Raw genomic sequence first — 14288 nt, 5'->3', positions numbered from 1 at the left:
TCGCATGCCTGAGGAGACGTGGATGAAAGCCAAGAAGACATTGAACCAGAGGGATCTTCTCGATCGCGGCTGGCACCTGGCGCGCACGCCGCTCGAGATCGACGTCGCCGAAATCGAATACGCACTGATGCGCTCCTACGAGGCTTTCGGGCGCTGGCAGGCGGAATGTCTTGAGACGGTGATCGAATTTTCGGCCAGCGGTCCTGAGAACGCGCTGCTGCATATCATCCGCATGAACGACCGGCCGAAAAGCATCCGCGATCTGGCGCAGATGACCAATCGCGATGACATCCCCAACATCCAGTACAGCTTGCGCAAGCTGGTGAAGGCTGATCTCGTCAAGCGTCAGGGTAGCGGCCGCGCCGGAGTCACTTATGAGGTCACGCCGCTGGGGCATCGCGTGACGGAACGTTATGCCGATATCCGCTCGGCACTGCTGATCGATGCGGTAACGCGCGTGCCCGATCTCGCGGACAGGCTGGAAGATGCGGCACGCACGCTGGAATTGATGACAGGCATCTATGAGCAGTCCGCTCGCGCCGCCGCCACCCACCGCAGGCGCCACCCGCAGCCGGAAGCCATCGGCGCCCGCGAGGACGACGCAGGCTGAAAGCAGGTCAGGCCGTCTGTCGTTGCGCCTTGGTGGTGATGAAAACGCCAGCCACGATGATGGCTGCGCCAGCCCAGGTCAGCAGCTGATAGTTCTCGCCAAGGAAGAGCGTGCCCGAGACCAACGCGACGGCAGCGCCGACATAGCCGATCTGGCTGAGATAGACCGGGCCACCCACTGCCTGAAGGCGGAAGTAGAAGGCAAACATCGCCGCCCCCGTAACCACCTGGGCCAGCACCAGCCAGGGCACCTCGACCAGCGTGCCGAACGAACCTGCCTGGCTGGAAAAGAGCAGCCCGCCAAGCAACATCGCTGCTGCTGCAAGATGGCTGCCGACCGCCAGTTCGATGGCGTCCGTGCCCGTCGGCCAGTCGATGGTGCGATAGATGTTGCCAGCGGCGAGGAAGACCGGGATCAGCAGGCCGATCAGCACCCAGAACAGATCAGCCGGTTGACCGGCCTCACCGCGGGTCAACGCAACCAGGAGCGCTCCCGCAAAACCGATCACGATGCCGATCACGCCAAGCAGATTGGGACGACGCACTCCGAAGAGGATGGACAGTGTCAGCGTGACCACCGGTGAAAGCGTGAACATGATGCCGGTGTAGCCCGCACCAAGATGCGGAATCGCAGAGAAGATCAGGAAATTCGGGATGGCGAACGAAATGGCCGCCGCGATGACGTAGTAGCGCAGCTTGTGACCCGTCATCACCAGGCGGTGGCGCCGGTAGAACAGAACCAGCAGAAGCACGCCGCCGATACCGAACGAAGTCATGAATGCCCACAGCATCGGCGGGACGGCATTCGCCGTTGCCAGCTTGCCGAGAGGCAGCGTCAGACCCAGCAGGATGCCGGTGATCAAAAGCAGGCCGAAGGCCGAATCCCACACCGATTTCATCGAAGCGCCCGCGTGATTTTCTTCAGTTAGCGTTGTCATGATGACAATATCCTTTACCCGCTCAGGCGACCTGCCGCTGCTCGAACGGCGGCACCTGACGTTGTATGAATGTCTCGAAGGCTGTGCCAAAAGCCGCAAGGAATGCGCGCGCACGCTCATCGACCAGCTTGCCCTCGGCATCAAAGAGCGCACCCGTGTTGCCGATGTAGGCTTCAGGCTGGCCAAGCACCTTCATGTCGAGCGAGGCCAGTGATTGCCTGAGATGGTGATTGGCGCCGAAACCGCCGATCGCACCAAGGGATGTCGAGATGATTGCCGCGGGCTTGCCGCCCAATGCGCCCTGCCCTTGCGGCCGGGCGCAGATATCAATGGCGTTCTTCAGCACACCCGGCACCGAACGCACATATTCGGCGGTGACGAAAAGCACGGCATCGGCCGAGGACACGCGATCGCGCAGCGCCTGCCAGTCGGCAGGCGGATTTGCTTCCAGGTCTTCGTTGAAGAAGGACACGGCACCGATGTCGATGAAATCGAGGGCAAGTGCCGGCGTGAGTTCCGCCACGGCTTTCGCCACCTTACGACTGAAGGATTCCTGGCGCAGGCTGCCGACGAGGACCGCGATTTTGCTCATTTTGATCTCCTGGCGGACGGAGCCACTTGGCGATTGTTGATCGATGACATATCATTTAATAGAAAGAATCTTAATGTCAAGATACTTTATGGTGAGATAGATGGACCGTGCAGGGAATGCCGTGGCGCAATGGCAGAAGGAAAGGCCGGATCTCGATGTCCGTCCCATGGCGGTGTTCGGGCGCCTCAGCTACGCCGCCCTGGTGGTCGCGCGGGACAAGCTCAATCCCTTGTTCGCTCAGTTCGGCCTGCAGAATGGCGAATTTGACGTTCTGGCGACCTTGCGACGCTCGGGCACGCCTTTCGCATTGACCCCGACAGCACTTTACGAAGCCACGATGGTGACCTCAGGCGCCATGACCAACCGGCTGGATCGATTGGAAAAGGCAGAGCTCATCGCGCGCGCGCCGCATCCGCAGGACCGCCGTGGCGTGATCGTGCAACTGACGGAAAAAGGCCGCGCCCTCATCGACGAAGCGGTGACCGCCCATGTCGCGAATGAGCACCAGGTTCTTTCGGCGTTGACCCGCGACGAACAGGATCAGCTGGCAGGTCTGCTGGAAAAGCTGATCAAGGGGCTGGACGCAGACGATTGATCGCCAGCGGCGAGCTGACGCATGCAAGCCTGGGCCATGATCATGATCAGTTGCGGTCGTCCGGGAAAGTCGGCATCGGCATGAATTCGACGCCATCTTCGGCCAGGCTCTGGGCCTCTTCGATCGTCGCTTCGCCGTAGATACCGCGTGCGTCGGCCTCGCCGAAATGAATCTTGCGTGCTTCCTCGGCGAACTTGTCACCGACATAGTCCGAATTCTCACGCATCTTGTCGGCCAACGCCTTCAGCTGCACCATCGCCTGGCGCTGCTGCTCACCCATGGCAAGCGCCATCTTTTCCTGCTTGCGGCTGGTCGAAACCGCCGGCGCCATCAATGCTTTCTCGACCTTGTGCGAACCACAGCTCGGGCACTCGACGAAACCGCGCTTCTTCTGCTTGTCGAAATCGTCGTTGGAGCGGAACCAGCCTTCGAAATCATGCTCCCGCTCACAGACCAGAGAAAAGCGGATCAAGATGCGGCTCCTCTGAGCGATGCCGGCTCAGCTTCGAACCGGCGCAGCGAGAAGTCGCGCGCGTTCTTCAGATTCGGAATCTTGGCGCGCGCTGCTGCCGATTGCGCCGGATCGATTTCGGCAACGATCACCGCCGGCTCGTTGTGGTCTGCCTCGGCCAGGATGCGTCCCCACGGATCGATGATCAGCGAATGACCGTAGGTTTCACGACCATCCTCGTGCAGGCCACCCTGTGCTGCGGCTATGACGAAGGCACCGTTCTCGATGGCACGCGCCCTGAGCAGCACATGCCAATGCGCTTCGCCGGTCTGGCGGGTGAAGGCGGCAGGCACCGACAGCACCGCCGCCCCACCCAGCGCTTCGGTGCGGAAAAGCTGCGGGAAACGCAGGTCATAACAGATGGCAAAGCCAAGTTTCGTACCGGCAAGATCGACGACACTGGCTTCGGTGCCTGCTTCATACGCCGAGGACTCCCGCCAGCTTTCGCCATTATCGAGATCGACGTCGAACATATGGATCTTGTCGTAGGACGCGAGCGTCGTGCCATCCGGCGCAATCAGCAAGGCACGATTGGCAAGCTTGCCGTCCTCCCGCAGGATCGCTGTCGAGCCGATGTGAAAATAGATGCCGAGTTCGCGCGCCAATTGCCTGGCCCTGGCAACGACGACATCCTTGTCCTCGCTGGTGAATATGGACTGCTTGGCATCCTTGTCGCGAACCAGCGCTCCGGTCATCTCGGGCGTCTGCACATAGGTGGCCCCCTGTGCCACCGCCTCGCGCACGAGGCGCTCCATCTCGGCAGCGTTGCGCTCCGGGCTGGTGCCGGACCGCATCTGTATGGCGGCCGCCTTGAAAACACCCATCGTTTCGTCCTCGCTTTCGATCGTTCCGTGCGTTCAGCGCGCCACAGCACCGGCAAGCAATACATCGAGCCGCCCGGCGTCTTCCAACGCATGCAGATCGTCACAACCGCCGACGTGGACATCCCCGACGAAAATCTGCGGGAAGGTGGCACGGCCGTTGGCGCGCTGGATCATTTCCTTGCGCAGTTCCGGCGAGAAGGACGCGTCGTGCTCGGTGTAGGCAACGCCCTTTCTGTCGAGAAGGCGCTTTGCGGCTGCGCAGTAGCCGCACATCATGCGTGTGTAGATCGTCACGTCGACCATGGGTCAACAATCCTGCCCAATCTTGAAACCTATCTTGTCATGAAACCTATATAGTCTCGGACTCGTCGGCCCGAAAGTCCCCCGGCAGGACGCGCGCGAAGGTAAGCACGTCGACAGCGACAGCACCTTTTCTTTTCAATGTCCTGGCCACTGCTCTCACGGTCGCGCCAGTGGTGTAGACATCGTCCACCACCAGCACACGTCGACCTGCGATTTCGATCTCGACTTCCGGCGGCACCTGGAAAGCCGTCCGCACATTTTCCTCGCGCGCGGCGCGCTCCAGCCCCACCTGCTGGCGCGTTGGCCTTACCCGCTTTATCGCCTGCGGCAGGAAATGCCGCCCCGACCGTCCGGCAAGAGCACGCCCGAGTTCGGCGGATTGATTGAACTTGCGCCGGAAAAACCTCTGCCAGTGCAGCGGTACCGGCACGATGACATCGGCCTCTTCAAGCAAGTCAGCGCCGGCGCGCGCCATCCAACCCGCCATCCACGGCGCCAGGTCGGTGCGATCGTTGTATTTCAGCCCCTGCACCATCTGCCTCGCCACCCCCGAATATGCGGCCGCTGCACGCGCCCGCTCGAAGGGAGGAGGATCGGCAATGGCTTCAGCGGACAGGAAACCTTCGCCCATGTCGTGTGTGAACGGGGTACCCATCACCGGGCACCAGGGCCGCTCGAGAAGCCGCAACTTCGGCCAGCAATCGCCGCATAAGACACCGGGCTGAGAGACGTGGCGGCGGCAACCGGCGCAGACCGGCGGAAACAACATCCGCGCCGGCCATTGCAGTGCCGTCTGGGCTAGCCCCTTGATATCCGCCATCGGATCGGCCACGTGATTGCCTGTCACCAGATCCAAAAGCATAGCAGAAGCAGGCCCCGTCTTTGCAGCCTTTGTTCGACACCGCCCTTTTCTTGACGCGAAAGCGCCGGGCACTGGCCCGGCCTGCCAATGGCGCTGATTTCCTCATGCAACGCACCGCCGATGATTTGGCGGACCGTTTGGCTGCGGTCGAGCGCCGTTTCGGCCGTGCCACTACCCTGTTCTGCCAGACCGGGCATGCGGCTGAGGTTCTTGCTGCGAGCGGCAAGGTCGACGAAGTCATCCGCATCGAAGCCGATCCCGCCTTTCTTGCCGGGGCTTCTGGAATGACCGCGACCGCCGAGACAGTTCCTTTCGAACCGGGCAGTCTCGATCTCGTCATATCGCTGCTGGCTTTTCAGTCGATGAACGACATTCCCGGCATGTTCGCCCAGATCCGGAGGGCCCTGAGGCCGGACGGCCTCTTTCTCGGGGCCATGACCGGCGCCGGCACGCTCAGCGAATTGCGCGAAAGCCTGCTTGCGGCAGAAACCGAGCTCCATGGTGGCGCAAGCCCCCGCGTCATTCCCTTTGCCGATGTCCGTGATGCCGGCGCCTTGCTGCAACGGGCCGGGTTCGCGCTGCCCGTTACCGACGTCGAGACGGTAACCGTGCGCTATGGCACGCCATTCGGCCTCATGAACGACCTCAAGGCGATGGGTGAAACCAATGCCTTGATCGATCGTAGCCGGCGCCCGGCCAGCCGCGCACTGCTTGCCCGCGCAGCTGAAATCTATTTCGAGAGATTCTCCGACGCCGATGGCCGCGTCAGGGCGAGCTTTTCGATCATCTGGCTGTCCGGCTGGGCACCGGATGTTTCGCAGCAGAAACCCCTGAAACCCGGATCGGCCACGGTATCGCTGGCTAAGATCCTGGGCGACAGCGGGACTGATGAATAAGTGATCCGCCTACTTGCCGAGAGCCTGGACGAGCTCGCTGCTGTTGTTGTTCCACAACCATGCCAGCCTGTCGGCGAAGGCACCAACGCCGGCGATGATGACCAGGGTAATCAAACTTCCGATCAAGCCATATTCAATGGCGGTCGCGCCTTTGTTATCCGCCAGGAATCGCCGCAGCAATGACATGGTCGCCCTTTCCCGTTGGAGTTCTCTTAGCGATAACTGATTTACAAAGGTTAACGGAGCAGGCTTAAGGCTCGGTGAATCCGCCAGGCAGTACTCAGCACGCGCCGGAACGGGTGCCGTTGTCGCGGATGATGCAGACGGCATCGGGGCTAGGCTGCAGCACGCTGCGCCGCACCGTATAGGTGCTCATCCTGCCGATCGATCCGGTGCTCATCATGTCGAGCCCGGGGTCAGCGCTGGCAAACCGCTGCCCGAGTTGATTGTCGAGGTAGGAAGCACCGAGGATGGATAGCGCCACCGCCGCCGACCCAAACAGCAGCGTGACCCTCAGCATGCCCATGCCGATCATGCCCAGCGAACGCTGTGGACGGATATCCGCCCAATCCCGATCCATGCCCATGCGTCAACCCCAAGACGGCACCTTGCCGTAGCCCCGGGATTACTCTTTCACGAGTGGATTAAACCTCTGTTAACGCTAATTGTGGCGATCAGAGCAGATCGATCAGGAAAGGGATAAGCGGCGCATCCGCCGGTGGCATCGGATAGTCGCGCATCTGCTTCGGACGAACCCATTTCAGCGCCTGCGCTTCCTTCGGCTGCGGAGTCCCCCAGAAGCGGCGGCAGACGTAAAGGGGCATCAGGAGATGAAAGTCGTCGTAGCTGTGGCTGGCGAAGGTCAGCGGCGCAAGGCAGGCCGTCTTGGTTTCGATGCCGAGTTCCTCGCGAAGTTCGCGCACGAGGCAATCTTCCGGTGTTTCGCCTGGTTCAACCTTGCCACCCGGGAATTCCCACAAGCCGGCAAGCTGCTTGCCTTCAGGCCGCTGCGCGATCAGCACGCGGCCGTCGGCGTCGACCAGCGCACAGGCAACGACCAGAAGCAGCCGCTTCGGTTTGGACGATTCGGAGCTCATGCGACGGCTGGTTGCCTGTAGTGGTAACGATAGACTTCCTCGAAGCCGAGGCCATGATAGAGCGCAAGCGCCGGGGCATTGTCTGCCTCGACCTGCAGCCAGGCCTCGCGGGCGCCGCGCAGCCGCGCCCATTTCAGGGCCGACAACACCAGCTGTCGGCCGTATCCCTGCCGCCGCACGGCCTTGTCCGTGGCAATCTCGAACAAGCCGGCCAGATCGCCGTCATGCACGCATATCAGCGTCGCCATCGCCTCGTCACCGCGCTCCAGCGCGAACAATCCAGCCTCGGGCTGGATCGCGCCGATGATTTCCGAAAGGCCCGGCCGCAGCGAAGCGGCGGCGCCATGCACTTTCAGCGTCGCCGAAACGAAGCGGCTGATGTCCTTGAGGGGTATCTGATCGAGGACATCATCGACAGGCGCCTTTGCGAGCGGCATGCGCATGACCAGCGACTCTCCGAAGCGCGACCACCCCTCGGCGTCGAGATGCCGCGAAAGAGCGGCTCCCGCCAGCGGTGAAACACGGAAGGTCAGCGGCCGCCCGTAAGCTTCGAAGCGCCTGCCGGCACGCGCGATGCGTTCGGGCAGGTGATGAACATCGTTCGGGTCGAGCGGATTGATCGAATTCAGCCGTTTGGCTGGATGGCCGGCCGTCAACCGCACCACCCAGGTACCGTCATAGTGCGCAGCTGCCGCCGGCCACGCGCGAAAGCCTGCCGCCTCGTAGCGGCGGACCTTTGCCAGGACAGTGGCAGGATGCTGCGGGTTCGACAAATCAGCTCCGGTAGTCGCCATTGATGGCAACATATTCCTTGGTGAGATCGCAGGTCCACACCGTCGCCTTGCCGCTGCCTATGCCGATATCCGCGCGAATGACGATGCTGTCGCGTTTCATGTAGGCCGAGGTGGCTGCTTCCGAATAGGCCGAGTCGCGCTCGCCATCGACGGCAAGGCGATTGTCGCCGAACCAGATCGCCAGCCTGTCGCGATCGGCGGGTTCGCCAGCCTTGCCGACCGCCATGACGACCCGGCCCCAGTTGGCATCCTCGCCGGCAACCGCGGTCTTCACAAGCGGCGAGTTGGCGATGGACAGCGCAATACGCTTGGCCGAACGCGCCGACTTCGCCCCGGTCACAGTGACTTCGATCTGCTTGCGGGCCCCTTCGCCGTCACGCACCACCTGGATGGCGAGCGTCTTCAGCATCTTGTTCAGGGCGCGGCGAAAGACGCCGAGGCGTGCATCCTTGGCATCCGTGATCTCGGGAGCGCCACGTTTGGCGGCCGCGCCGGTCGCGAACAAAAGCAGCGTGTCGCTGGTCGAGGTATCGCTATCCACCGTCACCGCATTGAATGTCTTGGCAGTCCCTCTGGAGAGCAGATCCTGCAGCACCGGGGCGGCGATCGGAGCATCGGTCGCGACAAAAGACAGCATCGTCGCCATGTCCGGTGCGATCATGCCGGCACCTTTGGCGATACCATTGAGCGTCACATCGACATCACCCAGCCTGACCGTGGCCGTGACCAGTTTCGGATAGGTATCCGTGGTCATGATCGCTTTGGCTGCCTGGCCCACTGGTCCGGGCGCGCCTCCTTGGCCATTCCGGCCAGGAGATGGCTGTATTTGCCTGGATCAAGTGGTTCGCCGATCACGCCGGTCGAAGCCAGGAAAACCTCATCCGCGCCGCAGCCGACAGCCTTGGCGGCGGCGGCGGCGGTCATCGACGTCGTCTCGCGACCTTTTTTCCCGGTGAAGGCGTTGGCGTTGCCGGAATTGACCACCAGCACACGGGCCTTGCCCTGGCCGAGATTCTCCCGGCACAAGTCGACTGGAGCCGACGGGCATTTCGAGCGGGTGAACACGCCGGCAACGGCGGTGCCGGGATCGAACACCATCGTCAGGAGATCAGTACGGTTCTTGTATTTGATACCTGCTTCGGCTGTCGCGATGCGTACCCCCTCGATCGCCGGCATCTTGGGATATTTCTTGGGAGCGAGCGGGGAAATCGTAGCGGACATAAGGAACCTCGGCGGTCCGGTAAACGGGAAGGTACGCTCCGTTTGCCCGATAGCGCGAGCCTTCGCAAGGCGTTTTCTGACAACCGCCGCCGCGCCCGCTCTAACCCGCTACCGGATTGATGAACCGGCCAAACACGCGGTGGACAGTCGGTATCAGGCCCCAGATCATCGCCGACACCATGGTCGGCGCGATGACCAGCGTGCGCTGCCAGATTTCCCACTCTTCCGTCAGCGGTGCCAGCACATAGAGGATCGTGGTGATGAGCGGATAAACGCCGGCCAGCACGAGCAGTGCGAAGCGATGCCGGGAAAACCGGGGTTGAGTGACGGCCGGCGACGAGTTCGCGCTGGACATGACAGTCTCCATAAGAACGATACGTTTCGTTACATATATAGAACGCTCCGTTTCGTTTCGTCAAGAGTTGATGTATGGTTGCCGGCGAAATTTCGAGGAGCGTGGACGCGTTGACCGCAAGCGAAGGAAAGGCCCGCCGTTCAATCGGCGCCCGGCGCAACCCTGCCAGCGCCGAGGCCATCCTGGAGGCGGCCGAAGCCGTACTCCGGGAAGACGGCTATTCCGGCTTTTCCATCGAGGCGGTGGCGCGGCGTGCCCGCGCCGGCAAACCCACCATCTATCGCTGGTGGCCGAGCAAGGCTGCACTGTTGATCGACGTGTATCAACGCCAGAAGCATCTCGACTATCCAGACACAGGGGATCTGGAGGGTGACCTCGTCGGATTCCTGTCGGGCTTGCTCGCGCATTGGCGCGACACCCCTTCGGGATCGATCTTCCGCTCGATCATCGCCGAAGCGCAGTCGGACGAAGCCGCCGCGAAGGCACTCACCGCCTATGCGGCCAGCCGCCGCGTCGAACAGGGCAAGATAACCGAACGCGCCAAGGCGCGTGGCGAAGTCGGTGACGACGTCGACCCGCTGCAGGTGGCGGACATGGTGTCGTCCTATGCGTGGGTCCGTCTTCTGACGGGACGCCTGGACGAAGATGAGGGCAGGATCCGGGCCGCGGTCCGGATCATCGTCCACGGCATCAAGACCTGAGCTGATCCCGTCATCCAAAAGAAAAGAAGCGGCGCCCCTGCGGGCACCGCTCCTTGAAAATCCAGTCGCCAGGCAGGCGAAAGTCGCAGCCTATTTGCCGGCGCTGCCTTCAGCCGCTTCGACGGCCTTGCGCAGATTCTCATCGGGAATCTCGACCTTGGCGGCCTTGCGGGCTTCCTTGACGGCCTCGAAATACTTGTCGCGGATGACCGCCGACTTGGCCTGGTCCTTGACCTGGTCGAAGGCCGGCGGCTGCTGCTGGCGCTTGTCCTCGAGCTTGATGATGTGCCAGCCGAACTGCGTCTGCACCGGCTCCTTGGTGTACTTGCCGACTTCCAGCGCCATTGCCGCCTTCTCGAACTCCGGCACCATCTGGCCCGGGCCGAAGAAGCCGAGATCGCCGCCATTGGTCTTGCCGCTCGGATCCTTCGTGTTCTCGTTGGCGAGCTTCTGGAAGTCCTCGCCGGCGTCGAGCTTCTTGACGATGGCGTCCGCTTCTTCCTTGGTCTTCACGAGAATGTGACGGGCGTGCACTTCATTGACCGGCGGCTGTGCCGCGATTTCCTTGTCGTAGCGAGCCCGGATTTCGGCGTCGGTGATCTTGCCGACCACTTCCTTCTCGACCAGTTCGCCGTGCAGCGCCCGCTGCTGCAGGAAGGCCACGCGACGCTGGAATTCGGGATCCTTGTCGAGCCCGTCGGCGATGGCCTTGGCCGAAAGAACCTTGATCTCGATGGCAGCCGACAATGCGGCCGCGCGGCGCTGCTCGGCAGGAAGCTGCGCGAACTGGCGCGACAGTTCACCCTCGGCAAGCGTCAGATCCGCTTCGGTAATCGGCTTGCCGTCCACGGTGGCGATGACCGCGTTGGGGTCGACCGGCGCAGGAGCCGGAGCCGCGGCAGCATCTGCCGGTTTGGTTTCCTGGGCAGCGAGCGGCGAAACGGCCAGAGCCGACAGGCCGATAGCCAGACCGAGGCTGGCAAGCGACGCGCGGCGAAACAACAAGGTCATGCGAAAGAGCTCCGATGAGGATGATTGGGTCTTTTGATCAGCCGGAATGTGGCAGAATTAGGCGTTCCGCGGGTCAGTAACGCAGCGTTGACATCGATTGTGCCCCCTCTTATCTGTCCAACCACTTGGCGTCCAGAACCGTTTTCCGGGCGCTTTTTGGTGTTTTTCCGTTCAAGCGGGTCTGCAGGATGCCTCCGCATCCGCATCCGCGCCCTGGATTGCAAGCGAAAGGACCATTGAATGGTCAGTCTCGGCGGTCTCGCCCGTAAGATTTTCGGCTCTTCCAATGACCGCCGAGTCAAATCGACCCGCCCCAGGGTCGAAGCGATCAATGCCATGGAAAACGAGATGCGCGCGCTCTCCGATGCGGAGCTGACCGCCCGCACCGAAAAATTCCGGCAGGATATCGCCAATGGCGCATCGCTGGACGATCTGCTGATCCCGGCCTTTGCAACGGCCCGCGAGGCGGCCCGGCGCGTGCTGGGCATGCGGCCCTTCGATGTCCAGCTGATCGGTGGCATGGTCCTGCACAATGGCGGCATCGCCGAGATGCGCACGGGCGAAGGCAAGACGCTGGTCGCCACCCTGCCCGTCTACCTCAACGCTCTTTCTGGCAATGGCGTCCATGTCGTCACCGTCAACGACTATCTCGCCACCCGCGATGCCGAATGGATGGGCCGCGTCTATAAATTCCTCGGTCTCAGCGTCGGCATCATCGTGCACGGCCTGTCCGACGAGGAGCGTCGCGCCGCCTATGCCTGCGACGTGACTTACGCCACCAACAACGAACTCGGCTTCGACTACCTGCGCGACAACATGAAGTATGAGCGTGCTCAGATGGTGCAGCGCGGTCATAACTACGCGATCGTCGACGAAGTGGACTCGATCCTCGTCGACGAGGCACGCACCCCGCTCATCATCTCCGGTCCGCTCGAAGACCGCTCGGATATGTACAACACCGTCGATGCATTCATCGTGCAGTTGCAGCCGGTCGACTACGAAGTCGACGAGAAGCAGAAGACGGCGATCTTCACCGAAGAAGGCACCGAGAAGGTGGAGAACATGCTGCGCGGTGCCGGCCTGTTGAAGGGCGAGTCGCTGTACGACGTCGAGAACGTCGCCATGGTCCACCACGTCAACAATGCACTGAAGGCACATCGCCTGTTCCAGCGTGACAAGGACTATATCGTCCGCAACGGCGAAATCGTCATCATCGACGAGTTCACCGGCCGCATGATGCCCGGCCGCCGCTATTCGGAAGGCCTGCACCAGGCGCTCGAAGCCAAGGAGCATGTGCAGATCCAGCCGGAAAACCAGACACTGGCCTCCGTCACGTTCCAGAACTACTTCCGCATGTACGAGAAGCTTGCCGGCATGACCGGTACGGCACTGACCGAAGCGGAAGAATTCGGCAACATCTACAATCTCGAGGTCACCGAGATTCCGACCAACCTGCCGGTCAGCCGCATCGACGAGGATGACGAGGTCTATCGGACGGTCGAGGAGAAGTACAAGGCGATCGTCAGGGAGATCCGCGAAGCCAACGCCAAGGGGCAGCCGACGCTTGTCGGCACGACATCGATCGAGAAGTCCGAGCAGTTGGCCGAACGCCTGCGTCAGGACGGCTTCAAGGATTTCGAAGTCCTCAACGCCCGCCACCATGAGCGCGAGGCGGCGATCGTCGCCCAGGCCGGCAAGCCCGGCGCCATCACCATCGCCACCAACATGGCCGGCCGCGGCACCGACATCCAGCTCGGCGGCAACGCTGAGATGCGCATTGCCGAGGAACTCGCCGACATGCCCGCAGGTCCCGAGCGCGAGGCGCGGGAAAACGCCATTCGCGAGGACGTGAAGCAGCTCAAGGAAAAGGCGCTCGCTGCGGGCGGCCTCTACGTTCTTGCCACCGAACGCCACGAAAGCCGGCGCATCGACAACCAGCTGCGCGGTCGTTCCGGCCGTCAGGGCGACCCCGGCCGCTCGAAGTTCTTCCTGTCGCTGCAGGATGACCTCATGCGCATCTTCGGTTCCGAGCGCATGGACGGCATGCTGCAGAAGCTCGGCCTCAAGGAAGACGAGGCCATCATCCATCCCTGGATCAACAAGGCTCTTGAGAAGGCGCAGAAGAAGGTCGAGGCGCGCAACTTCGACATCCGCAAGAATCTGCTCAAATATGACGACGTCTCCAACGACCAGCGCAAGGTGGTGTTCGAGCAGCGCATCGCGCTGATGGACGGCGAAAGCCTCTCCGAGACGGTTGCCGAGATGCGCAACGACGTCATCGACGAGATCGTCGCCAAGGCCATTCCTGAAAACGCCTATGCCGAGCAGTGGGATATCGCCGGCCTCAAGGCCGAGGCCCAGCAATATCTCAATCTCGACCTGCCGATCGAGGAATGGGTCAAGGAAGAGGGCATTGCCGAAGACGACATCCGCGAGCGCATCACCAAGGCCGCCGATGAAGCTGCCAACGAACGTGCTGGCCGCTTCGGCCCGGACGTGATGAACTATGTCGAGCGCTCGGTCGTCCTGCAGACACTGGATCATTTGTGGCGCGAGCACATCGTCAATCTTGACCATCTGCGCTCGGTGGTCGGCTTCCGCGGCTATGCCCAGCGCGACCCGCTCAACGAGTACAAGGGCGAGGCCTTCGAACTGTTCCAGGCCATGCTCGGTAATCTCCGCCAGGCAGTGACCGCGCAGCTGATGCGTGTGGAACTGGTGCGCGAGGCCGCCGACGCACCGCTGCCGGACGCTCCGGAGATGTTCGGCCAGCACATCGACGCCAGCACCGGCGAGAACGATTTCGGCGAGGGCACGGACGTCGCTGTCCTTGAAGACGCACGCGTTGTCCCTGCCGAGCAGCGCGACCCGCAGAACCCGGCAAGCTGGGGCAAGGTCGGCCGCAACGAACCCTGCCCTTGTGGTTCGGGCAAGAAATTCAAGCACTGCCACGGCGCCTTCGGCTGATCGCCAGGCGTC

The 14288-nt window shown here is 62.2% G+C and carries 17 protein-coding genes and 1 pseudogene; 5 read left to right on the top strand and 13 right to left on the bottom strand.

What is annotated here, in order from left to right; translation table 11 throughout:
- Positions 1–22 precede the first annotated feature (22 nt).
- Positions 23–610 carry a winged helix DNA-binding protein gene (locus tag C1M53_RS15070; RefSeq protein ID WP_165358145.1) on the top strand — a complete coding sequence of 196 codons (588 nt, stop codon included), beginning with the start codon at positions 23–25 and terminating at the stop codon, positions 608–610.
- A 7-nt stretch (positions 611–617) separates the two neighbouring features.
- On the opposite strand, the gene C1M53_RS15065 is transcribed toward C1M53_RS15070, so the two are convergent.
- The gene (locus C1M53_RS15065; RefSeq protein ID WP_129416184.1) at positions 618–1508 is read right to left on the bottom strand and encodes a DMT family transporter; all 891 of its coding nucleotides are present in this window, start codon (positions 1506–1508) and stop codon (positions 618–620) included.
- A 61-nt stretch (positions 1509–1569) separates the two neighbouring features.
- Entirely contained in the window at positions 1570–2139 is a 570-nt protein-coding gene (locus tag C1M53_RS15060) for an NADPH-dependent FMN reductase (RefSeq protein ID WP_129412978.1), read from the bottom strand.
- A gap of 100 nt (positions 2140–2239) precedes the next feature.
- On the opposite strand from C1M53_RS15060, the gene C1M53_RS15055 reads away from it, so the two are divergent.
- Entirely contained in the window at positions 2240–2734 is a 495-nt protein-coding gene (locus tag C1M53_RS15055) for a MarR family transcriptional regulator (RefSeq protein WP_129412977.1), read from the top strand.
- Positions 2735–2780: 46 nt separating this feature from the next.
- On the opposite strand, the gene C1M53_RS15050 is transcribed toward C1M53_RS15055, so the two are convergent.
- Genes C1M53_RS15050 through C1M53_RS15035 form a run of 4 tightly spaced genes read right to left on the bottom strand, consistent with a single transcriptional unit; the run spans position 2781 to position 5192 of the window.
- Positions 2781–3206 (bottom strand): DUF1178 family protein, encoded by a 426-nt coding sequence (locus tag C1M53_RS15050; RefSeq protein ID WP_129412976.1) that lies wholly within the window; start codon positions 3204–3206, stop codon positions 2781–2783.
- Positions 3203–4069, bottom strand: coding sequence for a carbon-nitrogen hydrolase family protein (locus tag C1M53_RS15045; RefSeq protein WP_129412975.1), 867 nt, complete (start codon positions 4067–4069; stop codon positions 3203–3205). The genes C1M53_RS15050 and C1M53_RS15045 overlap by 4 nt, the downstream gene beginning before the upstream one ends.
- A gap of 33 nt (positions 4070–4102) precedes the next feature.
- Positions 4103–4372: a glutaredoxin 3 gene (gene grxC / locus C1M53_RS15040; protein WP_129412974.1), complete on the bottom strand. Its 270-nt coding sequence runs from the start codon at positions 4370–4372 to the stop codon at positions 4103–4105.
- Between the two features lie 46 nt (positions 4373–4418).
- Complete coding sequence (locus C1M53_RS15035; RefSeq protein WP_129416183.1) at positions 4419–5192, bottom strand: ComF family protein; 774 nt, start codon at positions 5190–5192, stop codon at positions 4419–4421.
- Positions 5193–5254: 62 nt separating this feature from the next.
- On the opposite strand from C1M53_RS15035, the gene C1M53_RS15030 reads away from it, so the two are divergent.
- On the top strand, positions 5255–6130 hold the full coding sequence (locus tag C1M53_RS15030) for a methyltransferase domain-containing protein (protein ID WP_129412973.1): 876 nt from the start codon (positions 5255–5257) through the stop codon (positions 6128–6130).
- Positions 6131–6139: 9 nt separating this feature from the next.
- On the opposite strand, the gene C1M53_RS15025 is transcribed toward C1M53_RS15030, so the two are convergent.
- The 6 genes and pseudogenes from C1M53_RS15025 to C1M53_RS15000 all read right to left on the bottom strand — a co-directional run bounded on the left by C1M53_RS15025 (position 6140) and on the right by C1M53_RS15000 (position 9597).
- Positions 6140–6316, bottom strand: a complete 177-nt coding sequence (locus tag C1M53_RS15025; protein WP_129412972.1) for a Flp family type IVb pilin — start codon at positions 6314–6316, stop codon at positions 6140–6142.
- 94 nt (positions 6317–6410) lie between these two features.
- Positions 6411–6716: a hypothetical protein gene (locus C1M53_RS15020; RefSeq protein WP_129412971.1), complete on the bottom strand. Its 306-nt coding sequence runs from the start codon at positions 6714–6716 to the stop codon at positions 6411–6413.
- Positions 6717–6804: 88 nt separating this feature from the next.
- Complete coding sequence (gene mutT / locus C1M53_RS15015) at positions 6805–7227, bottom strand: 8-oxo-dGTP diphosphatase MutT (RefSeq protein ID WP_129412970.1); 423 nt, start codon at positions 7225–7227, stop codon at positions 6805–6807.
- Positions 7224–8021 (bottom strand): GNAT family N-acetyltransferase, encoded by a 798-nt coding sequence (locus C1M53_RS15010; RefSeq protein WP_129412969.1) that lies wholly within the window; start codon positions 8019–8021, stop codon positions 7224–7226. The genes mutT and C1M53_RS15010 overlap by 4 nt, the downstream gene beginning before the upstream one ends.
- Positions 8002–9242: pseudogene (gene argJ, locus C1M53_RS15005) on the bottom strand (bifunctional glutamate N-acetyltransferase/amino-acid acetyltransferase ArgJ). Before argJ ends, C1M53_RS15010 begins: the two are co-directional and overlap by 20 nt.
- A gap of 100 nt (positions 9243–9342) precedes the next feature.
- Positions 9343–9597 (bottom strand): hypothetical protein, encoded by a 255-nt coding sequence (locus tag C1M53_RS15000; protein ID WP_245488556.1) that lies wholly within the window; start codon positions 9595–9597, stop codon positions 9343–9345.
- 110 nt (positions 9598–9707) lie between these two features.
- Between C1M53_RS15000 and C1M53_RS14995 the strand changes: the two genes are divergently transcribed.
- On the top strand, positions 9708–10298 hold the full coding sequence (locus C1M53_RS14995; RefSeq protein WP_281040929.1) for a TetR/AcrR family transcriptional regulator: 591 nt from the start codon (positions 9708–9710) through the stop codon (positions 10296–10298).
- A gap of 90 nt (positions 10299–10388) precedes the next feature.
- Here the strand turns inward: C1M53_RS14995 and C1M53_RS14990 are convergent, their stop codons facing one another.
- Positions 10389–11309, bottom strand: coding sequence for a peptidylprolyl isomerase (locus C1M53_RS14990; protein ID WP_129412966.1), 921 nt, complete (start codon positions 11307–11309; stop codon positions 10389–10391).
- A gap of 240 nt (positions 11310–11549) precedes the next feature.
- Between C1M53_RS14990 and secA the strand changes: the two genes are divergently transcribed.
- Entirely contained in the window at positions 11550–14276 is a 2727-nt protein-coding gene (secA, locus tag C1M53_RS14985) for a preprotein translocase subunit SecA (protein ID WP_129412965.1), read from the top strand.
- Positions 14277–14288 lie beyond the last annotated feature (12 nt).

It is taken from the genome of Mesorhizobium sp. Pch-S, assembly GCF_004136315.1.
Taxonomy (GTDB): Bacteria; Pseudomonadota; Alphaproteobacteria; order Rhizobiales; family Rhizobiaceae; genus Mesorhizobium.
The sequence above is the reverse complement of the archived record's forward strand: the minus strand, read 5'-3'. Positions and strand labels throughout refer to the sequence as shown.

Excerpts from the sequence above, each read along its gene's own strand:
- C1M53_RS15060 (WP_129412978.1), bottom strand. The coding sequence starts at position 2,139 with ATGAGCAAAATCGCGGTCCTCGTCGGCAGCCTGCGCCAGGAATCCTTC.
- C1M53_RS15045 (WP_129412975.1), bottom strand. The coding sequence starts at position 4,069 with ATGGGTGTTTTCAAGGCGGCCGCCATACAGATGCGGTCCGGCACCAGC.
- C1M53_RS14990 (WP_129412966.1), bottom strand. The coding sequence starts at position 11,309 with ATGACCTTGTTGTTTCGCCGCGCGTCGCTTGCCAGCCTCGGTCTGGCT.
- C1M53_RS15025 (WP_129412972.1), bottom strand. The coding sequence starts at position 6,316 with ATGTCATTGCTGCGGCGATTCCTGGCGGATAACAAAGGCGCGACCGCC.
- C1M53_RS15020 (WP_129412971.1), bottom strand. The coding sequence starts at position 6,716 with ATGGGCATGGATCGGGATTGGGCGGATATCCGTCCACAGCGTTCGCTG.
- grxC (WP_129412974.1), bottom strand. The coding sequence starts at position 4,372 with ATGGTCGACGTGACGATCTACACACGCATGATGTGCGGCTACTGCGCA.
- C1M53_RS15065 (WP_129416184.1), bottom strand. The coding sequence starts at position 1,508 with ATGAAATCGGTGTGGGATTCGGCCTTCGGCCTGCTTTTGATCACCGGC.
- mutT (WP_129412970.1), bottom strand. The coding sequence starts at position 7,227 with ATGAGCTCCGAATCGTCCAAACCGAAGCGGCTGCTTCTGGTCGTTGCC.
- C1M53_RS15010 (WP_129412969.1), bottom strand. The coding sequence starts at position 8,021 with ATGGCGACTACCGGAGCTGATTTGTCGAACCCGCAGCATCCTGCCACT.
- C1M53_RS15070 (WP_165358145.1), top strand. The coding sequence starts at position 23 with ATGAAAGCCAAGAAGACATTGAACCAGAGGGATCTTCTCGATCGCGGC.
- C1M53_RS15035 (WP_129416183.1), bottom strand. The coding sequence starts at position 5,192 with ATGGCGGATATCAAGGGGCTAGCCCAGACGGCACTGCAATGGCCGGCG.
- C1M53_RS15000 (WP_245488556.1), bottom strand. The coding sequence starts at position 9,597 with ATGTCCAGCGCGAACTCGTCGCCGGCCGTCACTCAACCCCGGTTTTCC.
- C1M53_RS15055 (WP_129412977.1), top strand. The coding sequence starts at position 2,240 with ATGGACCGTGCAGGGAATGCCGTGGCGCAATGGCAGAAGGAAAGGCCG.
- secA (WP_129412965.1), top strand. The coding sequence starts at position 11,550 with ATGGTCAGTCTCGGCGGTCTCGCCCGTAAGATTTTCGGCTCTTCCAAT.